Here is a 13323-nt window from a genome sequence, read left to right on the forward strand (position 1 = left end):
AGTGCCCAGAATGGGAGTTGAACCCATACGCTCAAAAGAGCACAGCCCCCTCAAGACTGCGTGTCTACCAATTCCACCACCTGGGCTTGATATAAAAAAACCCGTTTTTGAACGGGTTTAGTGACCTGGCTGGGGCTCGAACCCAGGACCCTCTCCTTAAAAGGGAGATGCTCTACCAACTGAGCTACCAGGTCGGTTTTAAATTTGAGTTTGCAAATATAATTGCATTATTTCAATCAGCAAGAAAATAGAATTAAATTTTTGACACTTTTTAAATCGTCTTACAACGCTCAAAATCAGCGTTTTCGTCGAATAGCTTTCTGTAAGTTTTTAGCGTCATGTAGTTTTCGGCGCCTAAATTTTGTACAATCTTCATCATTTTAGGATTGAAATCGCCAATCCATGTGATGATTAGCTTCTTATACTGTTTGCTTTCATTCTCAAATTGATTTTTAACAGCCATAATTATAGCACCTTCTAATCCTTTCTTTTGGAAGTCTGGGGCTACACCAAATGCTAATCCAAAAACATTGTTGCATGTTCCTTTCCATTTGTGGTATAAAAACTTCAATTTGCCTAAGCCATTTAGGTTGCCGTTAATGTGTTCAAAGATTTGATTTATTTCAGGTAGGGCAATGAAAAAAGCAATAGGCTCATCGTTATAATAAGCAAACCAAATGAGTTTTTCATCCATTATAGGTTTCATCTTACGCATAATGGATCGAGCCTGTGAAGCAGGCATACCCTTAAAATTACTATGCGTTTTCCAGGCTTTATTGTAAACAGTTCTAAAATCTTCGGCATAATCGAACATTTTCTTTTGTTCCAAATGCTTAAAGGTGTAGCCTTTGTCTTTCATTATACGTTCAGACCTTTCTTTATACTTCGAAGATATATCATCACTTATATTTCGGCAGTACATATATTGCTCGAAGTAGGTCAAAAAACCATAATCTTTAAATAATTTTTGATAGTAAGGTGGGTTATATGGATTAGCATATATAGGTCTGTTTTCAAAACCTTCTACAAGCAGACCCCAGTACCTATCTCTTTCACCGAAATTAATAGGACCATCCATAGCTTGCATTTCTCTATCCTCAAGCCATTTCTTAGCCGTGTCAAATAAAAGAGAAGAAGTCGATAAGTCGTCAATACATTCAAAAAAGCCTATCCCTCCAGTGGGTTGTTTTTCTGAAAAAGCTTTTTTTCTATTGATAAAAGCAGCAATACGTCCGATGTATTTATTGTTGTCATCTTTCAATATCCAGCGAATAGCTTCACCATGACGAAAAAACTTATTACAACTTTTTGTAAAAACCTTTTCTACATCTTGTTTGATGTGCGGTATCCAATTGGAGTCATTCTTATAAATGTCAAATGGAATTTGATGAAAAACCTTGATTTTAGCTGGTGAATTTACTTCTATGATTGTCATTAAAATTCCTTTTATTTGTAAAAGCAAATTAAGCTGAAATTTAAATGAAAAACAAAGTTGTTGTCATTACGGGTGCATCTTCAGGAATTGGAAAAGCTTGTGCTTGGCATTTTGTAAAGAATGGCAGTAAGGTTGTTTTGGCAGCTAGAAGTACCGATAAGCTAAAAGTCATTACCAATGAAATGAAAGCAGAAGGACACCAAGTTTTAGCTGTTCAGGCTGATGTTAGTGTTGAAGATGACTGCAAGCGCTTAATCTCAGAAACAATTGATGAATTTAAGGGGATTGATATTTTGATAAATAACGCTGGTATTTCAATGCGAGCTACTCTAGAAGATATGGACCTTTCTGTTATTAAGAAAGTAATGGACGTAAACTTTTACGGAACAGTGTATTGCACTAAATATGCTTTACCTTACCTTTTAAAATCTAAAGGTTCAGTGGTTGGTATTTCTTCAATAGCTGGCTATAAAGGTTTGCCTGCAAGGACTGCTTATTCGGCTTCAAAGTTTGCGATGCAAGGTTTTCTAGAATCCCTACGAATAGAGAACTTAAAAAAAGGATTACATGTTTTGATTGCTTGCCCTGGCTTTACAGCTTCAAACATTAGAAATACCGCTTTGTCTAAAGACGGGCAAATTCAACAAGAAAGCCCTAGAGATGAAAGTAAAATGATGACTGCTGAAAAAGTAGCAGAATACATTTATTCTTCAGTTATCAAACGACAAAATTCATTAGTTTTAACGATTAATGGAAAACTTACCGTACTTTTGAACAAACTTTTACCAAGTTTAGTTGATCGTTTAGTTTACAATCATTTAAAGAAAGAACCTAATTCACCTTTTTAATCCTATTAAATCCTAAATTAATTTACAATGACCATTTTTTTAGTCGGCTATATGGGTTGCGGAAAAAGCACCCTTGGAAAAAAACTTGCACACAACCTTAAACATGATTTCATAGACCTTGATTCTTACATAGAAGAACAAGAAGGTCGTACTATCAAAGAAATTTTTGCTGATGATGGAGAAGACTATTTTAGAAAACTAGAACGAGTTTATCTTCACAGAGTGATTGACACTGAAAATGTTGTAATTTCTGTTGGAGGGGGTACGCCATGCTTCTTTGATAATATGGAACAAATGAATGAGTATGGTATGACGGTATATATTAATATGCACCCTAAAGCCCTCATCCCAAGATTACAACTTTCTGAAGCTTTCAGACCTTTGATTGCTGGAATGGAAGGTGAAGTGTTGTTAGATTATGTTTACAAAACTTTAAGAGAAAGAGAAGGGTTTTATCACAAAGCCCAAAAGGTAGTCACTGGTTACAACCTCTCTGCTAAAAAGCTTCAAGAGTACTGTTTAGAAGATTAGAATTTAACTATCGAGATGCATAAGATTGATAATACATATTTGACCTTAGATAAGTTGCACAGAATTATATATGAAGAGGTTTCTATAGAATTATCAGAAGATGCTATTTCAAAAATTCAAAGCTGCAGATCCTTTTTAGATGATAAAACCAATCAAAATAACCCTATATATGGTATAAATACAGGTTTTGGTTCTTTGTGTAATGAATCTATCTCTAGCGATAAATTAGAAGATCTTCAGATCAATTTGGTTGTTTCTCATGCTTGTGGTTTTGGTGATGAAGTTCCGGCTTCAATAGTCAAACTAATGTTATTTCTTAAGGTACAATCTCTATCTTACGGATTTTCAGGAGTACAACTAGAAACGGTAAATAGGCTTATCGATTTCTACAATAACGATATTTTTCCAGTAATATACCAACAAGGCTCATTGGGTGCCTCTGGCGATTTAGCGCCATTAGCGCATCTCTCACTTCCTTTACTAGGATTGGGTGAAGTTTATTACAAAGGAAATAAAATTAAATCTGAGCAGATGTTAAAAGATATGGGTTGGGAGCCCATACGTTTAAAATCTAAAGAAGGGTTAGCATTACTTAATGGGACTCAGTTCATGAGCGCATATGCTCTCCATTCTCTTTTTAATTCTTATAAATTATCTTATATAGCAGATTTGACAGGTGCAATTTCTTTAGATGCATATGATGGAAGAATTGAACCATTCAATGAATTGGTTCACCTTATTCGTCCTCACAAAGGACAATTAAAAACTGCCAAAAATATTTCTGAATTTTTAGATGGGAGTGAACTTATAAGCTCTGAAAAAGTCAATGTTCAAGACCCCTATTCTCTTCGTTGCATCCCTCAAGTCCATGGAGCTACTAAAGATGCCTTAGAATACGCTAAAAACACCATTATTACTGAAATTAATTCAGTCACAGACAATCCTAACGTTTTTGCTAATGAAGGAAAGGTTATTTCTGCAGGTAACTTTCATGGTCAGCCTCTGGCTTTAGTTATGGATCATTTAGCTATAGCTTTATCGGAGTTAGGTAGTATTTCAGAACGAAGAATTTATCTTTTAATATCAGGACAAAGAGGTTTGCCTGCATATTTAACTCCAAATGCAGGTTTAAATTCTGGATTTATGATCCCTCAATATACAGCGGCTAGTATAGCAAGTCAGAATAAGCAATTATGTACTCCAGCTTCGGTAGATAGTATTGTTTCTTCTAATGGTCAAGAGGACCATGTGAGCATGGGTGCTAATGCAGCAACTAAACTGTTTAAAGTAGCTGAAAATACGGAGAGAATATTGAGTATAGAATTGATGACTGCATCTCAAGCCTTGTCATTTAGAGGTAAGTCATCGTCAGATTTCATTGAAAGTTTTGTAGGAAGTTTTAGAAATGATGTTCCTGTTATTACTAACGACGTTGTGCTTCATGATAAAATGAAGCTATCTCTACAATTTATTCAAGATTTATCTTTTGAAGAAAGCTTATTGTACTAATATTTTTTACAAAGTAAGATTTTCTTTTCCTCGTTTTTCAATGTCGTAGCAAAAAGATAGTCATTTCCGCCTTCACTAACCCCAAGTTTTTTTCTAATGTCATTAACTGAAAGAGGGAAGTTTCTTCTAGTGATATTAGCTTTATTACTTTCTAGTAATGGAAGTATTTCTTTTTTATTTAAACTTGCAATTGATCTTATCTCAAAACATCTACCAGGAAAAGAATGGATGTGTTTATCTGAGGTGTAAAGGTGACTGTTCTTATGTAGTTTAAATAAATTAAATTGATTAGCAATTGATTTAAAAGCACCAGCTTTTAAAATAGAAACATTAGGTTCGTATAAATAATTTAAGGGTTGAGATAATTTGATGACACTTTTTGTCTCCTGCTCGTATTCAAATGTAAAACTGTAATCTTTTTTTAAATCTTTACAGATTACAGAGGTTTTTTTGGGTAGCGTTTGTGTATCTACAAGAAATAACAATTCTTTACATTCATTATTAATAGCTAAAATATGTATTTCCTTCAATTGAGGCAGTTGTCCAATTACCTGTTTTATATCTAGCAGAGGAGAAGTTTTAATAAGAATATGCTTTCCGCTCCCCATTAACACATCTAAATGTTCTAGAATATTTGGAGTGTATTCATTAATCTGAACTAACTTATTGTTATTTTCATTCCTCCTAGATGGATCAATGTATATTAAGTCATATACTTTGTCATTGCCCTTTAAATATGTAATTCCATCAGTATTTACAGATTTGATTTGGGCTTCTAGAGTAGTAAAATTCTTGTCGGCAATAAATTGTAGTTCTTGATCTTTCTCACAATGTATAGTATGCTTAAATGATTGGCTAATAAAAAAACTATCTACCCCTAGTCCGCCCGTCAAGTCAATACATAAATTACCTTTAGTAATTCGAGATTTATACTGTGCCGTTAGTTCAGAAGAACATTGTTCGATATTTATTTTTTTAGGAAAGATGAGATTATTAAATTCTTTCCAAGAAGGTATTTTCGTTTCAATAACTTGCCTTGCTTTAAGTTGATGGGCTAAGATATTACTATCTATATCCGCTTTTTTACTTAGAGAGAGCAGAGTCTTGTCTAGAGGCTTTTTATAATTTTTTAAAATAAAATCTTGCCAAAATTTTTCTGATAAAAAGCTGTATTTTTCTTTAAAGTCAGCGGACATTAAATGTTTTTAGTCAGTTCTTGAACAAGTTTAAATTCAGATAAAAATTCTTTGGCGATTACTCTAAAAAGGGTGTAAAATGGTATGGCTATTATCATTCCTAATACACCCCATAATGTACCTGCAGAAATAACAATGATAAATATCTCTAGTGGATGTGCCTTTACAGAATTAGAAAATATAAGGGGTTGTAGCACGAAATTATCAATCACCTGCATTATACCAAATACTAAACATATCTTTAAGCTTAGTGGAATGATTTGAGAGTAGAAATCTAAATCTAAATTAGTAGAAATGCCGATAATGACTCCTATTATAGCCCCAATTATTGGGCCTATATATGGAATAACATTAATGATACCAGCAAGAAATCCAATTAGAATAGCATTTTTTATACCTAAAATAGAAAGACCAGTACTAACAACAATAGTTATAATACTAATCTGAAATATTATACCAATAAAATATCTGCTTAGTAGCTGTTTAGTGTTCTTCATCACATTAAACACTTGATCACTTTTACTTTCTGGGGTAAGAGATAACAATAAGTCACTGTATAGCTTCTTTTCTTTTAAGAAGAAAAATGTAATGAAAAGTATAGAAAACAAGGCGATGATACTATTACCTAAAATTCCAATGGCAGAATTGAAAATAGATTTTACATCTGTTAGGCTGAATAGTTGCCCTATTTCATCATCTATAGACGATTCTTTATTTAAAAGGTGTTTGTCTTTTAGCCAATTTTCTAAATCATTAATAGGGTCGGCAAGTTCTACTGATACAGCTTCAAAATCGATGCTTGAAATTATTCTAGCCTCTTCCATTACCAAAGGGGTGAAGATTGCAAAAAAACCAGAGAAAAGTAATAATAGAACAATAAGAGTGATTACACTTTTTATGGCGTCAGGCAAATCTCTTTTCTTTATTTCTATTTTGCTTAGCAACTTCATTATTGGTCTTCCAATAAGTGCTAATACTAAAGAAACTATCAGATATACGACTATGGTCTTGAGATAAAAAACAAGTACTATTCCGATAATTGATGCTATTAGAATGATGCTATTTTTTAGAGTACTGTTCATTTATCTAATGTATTAGTTTTGATTTGAAAAAACAAAGTCGATAATATTAGCTCCCATTTTCAAAGCTTTTAGCCGTATTTCGGGGCTGTCATTGTGTACTTCTGGATCTTCCCAGCCATCGCCCAAATCACTTTCGTAGGAATAAAATACAACCATTCTACCTTCATGAAAAACACCAAAACCTTGAGATGGTTTAGCATCATGTTCGTGAACTTTAGGTAGGCCATTATTGAAATCGTAGGTTTGATGATATATAGGATGTGAATAGGGTAGCTCAACAAATTCGCTTTCTGGGAATATTTTATTTATTTCAGGCCTAATAAACTTATCCATACCATAATTATCATCTATGTGTAGAAATCCTCCTCCAATTAAATATTTTCTAAGATTATCACTTTCTTCTGATGAAAATATAACGTTTCCGTGTCCTGTCATATGAATGAACGGATAGTTAAATATATCAGAGCTTCCAACATCTACTATATCATACTTTTTATTAATGTTTGTGCCTAGATTTTCATTACAAAATAGAATGAGATTATTGAGAGCAGTAGGATTGGAATACCAGTCGCCACCTCCGTAGTATTTTAAAACAGCTATTTTGTAAGAAGGAGAGGAAAAACCAAATAACAATAGGGTAATACTTAAAAAAATGAGCTTTTTCATTGATTTATTAAATTTATGGTATGACAACTCACAATTGCCGCCGTTTCTGTTCTTAGACGGCTTTCACCTAATGAAACCGTTGAAAAACCTTGCTTTGTTGCTAATTCTATTTCCTTTGAGCTAAAATCCCCTTCAGGACCAATAAGAATAAGTGAATTAGCCCCTTTGTTAAGTGCTGATTTTAGATATTTTTTTTCATCCTCATGCTTACAATGAGCTATAAAACATTCGCTGTTATTTTTATCAGTAACGAAACTTTCAAAAGATATAGGCTCGTTGAGTTTAGGTAAATAAGCTCTTTGAGATTGTTTCATAGCGGCTATCAATATTTTGTTCATGCGTTCTAGTTTTAACACTTTTCTTTCAGAGTGTTCGCAAATTATAGGTGTTATCTCGTTAATGCCTATTTCTGTTGCTTTTTCTAGAAACCATTCAAAACGCTCGTTCTTTTTTGTTGGGGCTATTGCAATATGAACATGCACATCACTTTTGCCAAAATTACGGTTTACACTTTCTATTTTGAGTGTGCATGATTTTGGGTTGTCGATAATTAAAGAGGCTTTATAAAAGCCACCCTTTCCGTCTATCAGGTGAATAGTATCACCAAGTTTTTTACGTAACACTTGAACACAATGTCTGCTTTCATCTTTCGAAAGGGTGTATTCATCTGAATCAATGTCTGGTGTATAAAACAATTGCATATTGATTTCAAAAGTATAAAAAACTACCCTTTACTCATCTAATTTTATTTTCTTTGTTCGGAATGACTGATCTCTATCAATTTGTATATGCTTTATAATCAAAATGGTTTTATTGTACGTTCTGTTCAGCTAGATGTGGACAACCGTTCTTTTCTATATGGCGACGGCTTGTTTGAACGTCTTAGACTTTTTAACGGTAAAGTGTTTAATAGGGAAAACCATCATAATAGACTTTCATTTTCATTAAATGAGTTGCAATTAAACCTTTCTGTTTCTGTTAGTGAACTATTGAATCAAGTAGAGTTTTTAGCTAACAAAAATGGACTTTCTTCTAGCGGTTCTAGAATTTCTATTTACAGGAATTCAGGTGGTTTATATACGCCAAACACTCTTTCTGCTGGTTATATCATTGAATCAATTGAAGAAGACTCCAATAGCTTCCTACTTAGTGATGGAATAGAATTAGGCGTTTATGATAAACACCTTAAATCTAAAGGTGTATTGTCTACAATCAAATCCTCTAGTGCCAATCTTTATGTTTTAGCTTCACTTGAAAAGAAAAGCAGGGGTTTAGATGAGCTTCTATTACTCAATACGGAAGAGCGACCTGTAGAGGGTACAAATTCTAATTTATTTGTAGTTAAAGACGATAATATTTTAACACCACCACTATCAGAAGGTGCTTTGTCTGGCTGTATGCGCTCTCTAGCAATTAGTGCTTTTGATATAGAAGAAAAGTGTTTGACTCTATTAGATGTCGAAGGTGCTGATGAAGTTTTTTTTACTAATTGTAATGGACTTAGGTGGGTCAAAAAATTCAACAATCAGAATAGTTATAGTAGTCAAACTTCAAGAAAAATTATTGAGGTTTTGAATGGATTAATTTAATTCAGGGTTTTCAGGCATATTTAACCAGATAGCATATTCTTCATCCATTTTTCTGATAAAATCACGCCACATATACTTATTGTTTTTGTCAAAAAGAAGTTTAGGGTCTTCATTAGACACTATCCATGCGTTTTCCTCTAATTCGTGTTCTAATTGACCAGTACTCCAACCAGAATAGCCTACAAAAAAACGTATATCATTGGGATTAACTTCTTTATTTTTTATCAGTTCTTTTAGTGTTTCGAAGTTGCCGCTCCAATATAAATTTTCGCTAATCTGTATTGAGTCCTCAATTTTATTTCCTAGTGAGTGAATGTAATGAAGCGTATTCTTTTCTACTGGTCCGCCAACATGAACGTTAGCGTCAAAAGAGGGGAATTCTTCAAACAAATCATGAATTTTAATTTTAGTTGGCTGGTTCAGAATAAAACCAATACTTTCTTTATCATTATGTTCGGTTAGTAGTAATATAGAACGCTTAAAATTTGAATCCAACATATTGGGTTCAGAAATTAATAGTCTTCCTTTTTCTGGTTTAATTATTTTCATATTATTTGTAACGTAAGTCTTTATAGACTTGTTTTATAAATATAAAGAAAATTATAAATCGCTAAGTTTAAAAGTGTCTTTCAGTCTAACACCTTTTTCGGTATGTTCAACAGTACAACATTCGTTATAATTATCATGTTGTAGAAAGATGACATATCCATTGTCGGCAGCGTCATTCAAAAACTTTTCTTTTTCTGTTAGCGTGACTAAAGGTTTTGTGTCATAACCCATTACATAGGGCAGAGGAATATGACCAGTGCTAGGTAACAAGTCGGCTGCAAACACTAGGGTTTTGCCTTTGTATTGTATATGGGGTATCATCTGTGCTTCAGTGTGTCCATTTACGAAGAGAGTAGAAAAACCATCAAATAAATTGCCTTCTTTTTCTACGAAATTTAAATGTCCACTTTCTTGTATTGGAATAATGTTTTCTTTCAAAAATGATGCTTTTTCTCTATTGTTCGGTTCTGTTGCCCATTGCCAATGGTCTTTATTACTCCAATACTTAGCATTTTTAAACGCCATTTCAAATCCGCTTCTGTCCTTATTCCATTTGACACTACCTCCACAATGGTCGAAGTGCAAATGTGTTAAGAAAACATCGGTAATATTGTCTGCTGAATAACCTAACTTTTCTAAAGAGTTATTGAGGTTTACATCCCCATGTAAATAGTAATGCTTTAAAAACTTATCGTCTTGTTTGTCGCCAATGCCATTGTCAATTAACACCAATCGATTACCATCCTCCACTAGTAAAGAGCGCATTGCCCAGGGGCATAAGTTGTTTTCATCAGATGGGTTGGTTCTGCTCCACAAAACTTTGGGAACAACGCCGAACATAGCTCCACCATCTAGTTTGAAATAGCCAGTATCAATTGTGTACACATTCATGTTGAAAAGTTTAATTTTTTCAAATGTATAAAATGTCAATTATCTATAATTTACATTTCTAATTTATTTTATCAATGAAAGTACATTTAATAGCAATTGGCGGTAGCGCAATGCATAACTTAGCCTTGGCTTTACATCACAAAGGTTTTGAAGTATCGGGCTCGGACGATGCTATTTTTGAACCTTCTAAAAGTCGACTTGACGCTTATGGATTATTGCCCAAAAAGATGGGTTGGTTTGCCGATAAAATTCACGATGGACTAGATGCTATTATTTTAGGTATGCACGCTAGAATTGATAATCCCGAGTTAATTAGGGCTCAAGAGTTAAATATTCCCATCTATTCTTACCCTGAGTATATCTTCAACCAAAGTATGGATAAGAAAAGGGTAGTGATAGGGGGTAGCCATGGTAAAACATCTATCACAGCTATGGTTTTGCATGTATTACACCATTTTAAAATAAATTGCGATTATATGGTTGGTGCAAAGCTGGACGGCTTTGATACTATGGTGAAATTAACATCGGACGCACCTATTATCATTTTAGAAGGTGACGAATATCTTTCTTCGCCAATTGATAGGCGTCCCAAATTTCATTGGTATAAGCCACATATAGCGATACTCAGCGGTATCGCTTGGGATCATATTAATGTTTTTCCAACATTTGAAAATTATATTGATCAGTTTAGAATATTCAAAAATGATGTTAAAGATGTTTTGTTCTATTGTAATGATGATAAAGTGTTATCTAATTTATGTGAGGAAGACTCTATTTGTCGATTAGAGTCGTACAGTACACCTAAGCATAGTATTGAAAATGGTATTACTTATTTGATAGATGGAAAAGATAAATTTAGACTTGAAATTTTTGGAGAGCATAATTTACAGAACTTAAACGCAGCAATGTTAGTTTGTCAAGAACTAGGGATAAACAAGAGTGATTTTTATACGGCTATTTCATCTTTTAAAGGAGCCTCTAAGCGATTGGAATTAGTCAAAAGGGGTGATAATGCAGTGGTGTATAAAGATTTCGCTCATTCACCATCAAAGCTTAAAGCCACTTCATCAGCTATGAAAAGTCAATACGCAGATAGGACTTTGGTTGCTTGTATGGAGCTGCATACTTTTTCTAGCTTGAATAAGGACTTTTTAAAGGAATACTTAGGTGCTATGGATACACCAGATATAGCTATTGTATACTTTAGTAAAGCCGCAATTGCGCATAAAAAATTAGAAGATTTAAGTGTTGAGCAGGTGCATACAGCATTTGGCAGAAAAGATTTGATGGTTTTTACGGAATCCAATGAATTACAGGCTTACTTGAAGTCTTTGGTATGGAAAGACCAAAACCTATTAATGATGAGTTCTGGAAATTTTGACGGCATTGACTTTGGTACTCTAGCAGAGGATCTGCTGGTAAGCTAATTATAAAAAATCAAGAAATAAAAAAGCCCTCAACTGAGGGCTTTTTCTTAGCTATTCATAGTGACTATGAACTCTTCATTTGTTTCGGTTCTTAGTAGCCTGTCTCTCATAAATTCAATAGACTCCACTGGAGTCATATCTGCGAGGTGGTTTCTTAAGACCCAAATTTTCTGAGTTAATTCTTTTCCTAGTAGAAGGTCTTCTCTACGTGTGCTAGACGATGTAACATCAATAGCAGGGTATATTCTTCTGTTAGATATTTTTCTATCCAATTGAAGTTCCATATTACCTGTTCCTTTAAACTCTTCGAAGATAACTTCGTCCATTTTACTACCTGTTTCAGTCAATGCTGTAGCCAGTATGGTGAGCGAACCACCGTTTTCTATTTTCCTTGCTGCACCAAAAAATCGTTTTGGTTTTTGCAATGCGTTAGCATCAACACCACCAGTTAAAATTTTACCCGATGCAGGTTGTACAGTATTATAGGCTCTAGCTAGACGTGTAATGGAGTCAAGTAATATAACTACATCGTGGCCACATTCAACTAATCTTTTAGCTTTTTCTAGAACTATATTAGCTATTCTAACGTGTCTATCAGCAGGTTCGTCAAAGGTAGAGGCAATAACTTCAGCGTTTACGCTTCTTGCCATATCTGTAACCTCTTCAGGTCTTTCATCAATAAGCAATATCATTAAATATGCCTCTGGATGATTCGCTGCAATAGCGTTAGCGACTTCCTTAAGAAGAACGGTTTTACCTGTTTTGGGCTGAGCAACAATCAATCCTCTTTGTCCTTTTCCAATAGGTGCGAATAAATCAATCATTCTAGTAGATAGAGAACTTTTACCATTGTCTGTTAGACGAAATTTCTCGTCAGGAAACAATGGAGTAAGGAATTCAAAAGGTACTCTGTCTCTAACAATGTTAGGGTCTCTACCATTTATTTTTTTCACTTTTATTAGCGGAAAATATTTTTCGCCTTTTTTAGGTGGCCGTACGGTTCCTCTCACGGTGTCACCTGTTTTTAATCCAAATAACCTTACTTGTGAATGAGATACATATATGTCATCAGGTGAACTTAGATAATTATAGTCTGATGAGCGGAGAAATCCAAAACCGTCAGGCATCATTTCTAAAACACCTTCAGCAGTAACAATTCCATCAAATTCATGTTCGTCATATCCTTTTTTGTTAGAGTTGTTATTTGCTGACTTATGGCGATGGTTAGTATTTTTATCCTTACCGCTTGCTTTGTTGTTATTGTTGTTCTGCTTTGGTTTTGGATTATCTTTCTGCTTTTTTTCTCTCTGCTTTCTAGCTTCTTCAGATTTCTTTTCTACGGAAAGTTGCTTGGCTTGTACATCTAGTATTTCATATACAAGTTCTTGTTTTTTTAATTTTTGGTAGCGAGGTACGCCTAAGTCTTTTGCTATGTCTTTAAGTTCTGGTAATAGCTTTTTGTTTAAAGTATGTATATCAATCATTTGATATTATAAATTTGGGTTATTTTTTTAAATGAATTAATTTAAAGAAAAAGAGTGGGTATTTTTCATAGAGTTCAGTCGAACTCGAGTGCAATTATACTAATAATTTATCTTAA

At 33.8% G+C, this 13323-nt stretch carries 13 protein-coding genes and 2 tRNA genes; 5 read left to right on the forward strand and 10 right to left on the reverse strand.

The annotated features are described in order from the left end of the window. Positions 1-2: 2 nt before the first annotated feature. The 3 genes from P8I29_07540 to P8I29_07550 form a co-directional block, all read right to left on the reverse strand. Positions 3-86, reverse strand: a tRNA-Leu gene (locus tag P8I29_07540). Between the two features lie 35 nt (positions 87-121). Further along, positions 122-194 (reverse strand) — tRNA-Lys (locus P8I29_07545). A gap of 77 nt (positions 195-271) precedes the next feature. Then, positions 272-1435 (reverse strand): hypothetical protein, encoded by a 1164-nt coding sequence (locus P8I29_07550; protein MDG1917641.1) that lies wholly within the window; start codon positions 1433-1435, stop codon positions 272-274. Positions 1436-1479: 44 nt separating this feature from the next. On the opposite strand from P8I29_07550, the gene P8I29_07555 reads away from it, so the two are divergent. Genes P8I29_07555 through hutH form a run of 3 tightly spaced genes read left to right on the forward strand, consistent with a single transcriptional unit; the run spans position 1480 to position 4323 of the window. Further along, positions 1480-2283 (forward strand): SDR family oxidoreductase, encoded by an 804-nt coding sequence (locus tag P8I29_07555; GenBank protein ID MDG1917642.1) that lies wholly within the window; start codon positions 1480-1482, stop codon positions 2281-2283. Between the two features lie 27 nt (positions 2284-2310). Further along, entirely contained in the window at positions 2311-2814 is a 504-nt protein-coding gene (locus tag P8I29_07560; GenBank protein MDG1917643.1) for a shikimate kinase, read from the forward strand. Between the two features lie 15 nt (positions 2815-2829). Next, entirely contained in the window at positions 2830-4323 is a 1494-nt protein-coding gene (gene hutH, locus P8I29_07565; GenBank protein MDG1917644.1) for a histidine ammonia-lyase, read from the forward strand. On the opposite strand, the gene P8I29_07570 is transcribed toward hutH, so the two are convergent. The 4 genes from P8I29_07570 to P8I29_07585 are packed head-to-tail and all read right to left on the reverse strand — an operon-like array spanning position 4320 to position 7968. Then, a complete protein-coding gene (locus P8I29_07570; GenBank protein MDG1917645.1) occupies positions 4320-5519 on the reverse strand; it encodes a class I SAM-dependent methyltransferase in 1200 nt (399 codons plus the stop codon). The two genes, hutH and P8I29_07570, sit on opposite strands and share 4 nt — an antisense overlap. Further along, the gene (locus tag P8I29_07575; protein MDG1917646.1) at positions 5519-6601 is read right to left on the reverse strand and encodes an AI-2E family transporter; all 1083 of its coding nucleotides are present in this window, start codon (positions 6599-6601) and stop codon (positions 5519-5521) included. The genes P8I29_07570 and P8I29_07575 overlap by 1 nt, the downstream gene beginning before the upstream one ends. Before the next feature lie 12 nt (positions 6602-6613). Then, positions 6614-7267 carry a DUF4159 domain-containing protein gene (locus P8I29_07580; protein ID MDG1917647.1) on the reverse strand — a complete coding sequence of 218 codons (654 nt, stop codon included), beginning with the start codon at positions 7265-7267 and terminating at the stop codon, positions 6614-6616. Beyond that, positions 7264-7968: a 16S rRNA (uracil(1498)-N(3))-methyltransferase gene (locus P8I29_07585; protein MDG1917648.1), complete on the reverse strand. Its 705-nt coding sequence runs from the start codon at positions 7966-7968 to the stop codon at positions 7264-7266. Before P8I29_07585 ends, P8I29_07580 begins: the two co-directional genes overlap by 4 nt. A gap of 87 nt (positions 7969-8055) precedes the next feature. On the opposite strand from P8I29_07585, the gene P8I29_07590 reads away from it, so the two are divergent. Continuing rightward, positions 8056-8856 carry an aminotransferase class IV gene (locus P8I29_07590; protein MDG1917649.1) on the forward strand — a complete coding sequence of 267 codons (801 nt, stop codon included), beginning with the start codon at positions 8056-8058 and terminating at the stop codon, positions 8854-8856. On the opposite strand, the gene P8I29_07595 is transcribed toward P8I29_07590, so the two are convergent. Together P8I29_07595 and P8I29_07600 are read right to left on the reverse strand one after the other, a co-directional pair. Beyond that, positions 8848-9405 carry a YqgE/AlgH family protein gene (locus P8I29_07595; protein ID MDG1917650.1) on the reverse strand — a complete coding sequence of 186 codons (558 nt, stop codon included), beginning with the start codon at positions 9403-9405 and terminating at the stop codon, positions 8848-8850. The two genes, P8I29_07590 and P8I29_07595, sit on opposite strands and share 9 nt — an antisense overlap. Before the next feature lie 51 nt (positions 9406-9456). Then, a complete protein-coding gene (locus tag P8I29_07600; GenBank protein MDG1917651.1) occupies positions 9457-10296 on the reverse strand; it encodes an MBL fold metallo-hydrolase in 840 nt (279 codons plus the stop codon). 74 nt (positions 10297-10370) lie between these two features. On the opposite strand from P8I29_07600, the gene P8I29_07605 reads away from it, so the two are divergent. Further along, a complete protein-coding gene (locus P8I29_07605; GenBank protein MDG1917652.1) occupies positions 10371-11723 on the forward strand; it encodes a Mur ligase family protein in 1353 nt (450 codons plus the stop codon). A 47-nt stretch (positions 11724-11770) separates the two neighbouring features. Here P8I29_07605 and rho read toward each other — a convergent pair whose 3' ends face one another. After that, entirely contained in the window at positions 11771-13207 is a 1437-nt protein-coding gene (gene rho, locus P8I29_07610; GenBank protein ID MDG1917653.1) for a transcription termination factor Rho, read from the reverse strand. Positions 13208-13323 lie beyond the last annotated feature (116 nt).

Source organism: Flavobacteriales bacterium, assembly GCA_029248105.1.
In the GTDB taxonomy this organism is placed as follows: domain Bacteria; phylum Bacteroidota; class Bacteroidia; order Flavobacteriales; family UBA7312; genus UBA8444.

Excerpts from the sequence above, each read along its gene's own strand:
- P8I29_07550 (MDG1917641.1), bottom strand. The coding sequence starts at position 1,435 with ATGACAATCATAGAAGTAAATTCACCAGCTAAAATCAAGGTTTTTCAT.
- P8I29_07555 (MDG1917642.1), top strand. The coding sequence starts at position 1,480 with ATGAAAAACAAAGTTGTTGTCATTACGGGTGCATCTTCAGGAATTGGA.
- P8I29_07560 (MDG1917643.1), top strand. The coding sequence starts at position 2,311 with ATGACCATTTTTTTAGTCGGCTATATGGGTTGCGGAAAAAGCACCCTT.
- hutH (MDG1917644.1), top strand. The coding sequence starts at position 2,830 with ATGCATAAGATTGATAATACATATTTGACCTTAGATAAGTTGCACAGA.
- P8I29_07570 (MDG1917645.1), bottom strand. The coding sequence starts at position 5,519 with ATGTCCGCTGACTTTAAAGAAAAATACAGCTTTTTATCAGAAAAATTT.
- P8I29_07575 (MDG1917646.1), bottom strand. The coding sequence starts at position 6,601 with ATGAACAGTACTCTAAAAAATAGCATCATTCTAATAGCATCAATTATC.
- P8I29_07580 (MDG1917647.1), bottom strand. The coding sequence starts at position 7,267 with ATGAAAAAGCTCATTTTTTTAAGTATTACCCTATTGTTATTTGGTTTT.
- P8I29_07585 (MDG1917648.1), bottom strand. The coding sequence starts at position 7,968 with ATGCAATTGTTTTATACACCAGACATTGATTCAGATGAATACACCCTT.
- P8I29_07590 (MDG1917649.1), top strand. The coding sequence starts at position 8,056 with ATGCTTTATAATCAAAATGGTTTTATTGTACGTTCTGTTCAGCTAGAT.
- P8I29_07595 (MDG1917650.1), bottom strand. The coding sequence starts at position 9,405 with ATGAAAATAATTAAACCAGAAAAAGGAAGACTATTAATTTCTGAACCC.
- P8I29_07600 (MDG1917651.1), bottom strand. The coding sequence starts at position 10,296 with ATGAATGTGTACACAATTGATACTGGCTATTTCAAACTAGATGGTGGA.
- P8I29_07605 (MDG1917652.1), top strand. The coding sequence starts at position 10,371 with ATGAAAGTACATTTAATAGCAATTGGCGGTAGCGCAATGCATAACTTA.
- rho (MDG1917653.1), bottom strand. The coding sequence starts at position 13,207 with ATGATTGATATACATACTTTAAACAAAAAGCTATTACCAGAACTTAAA.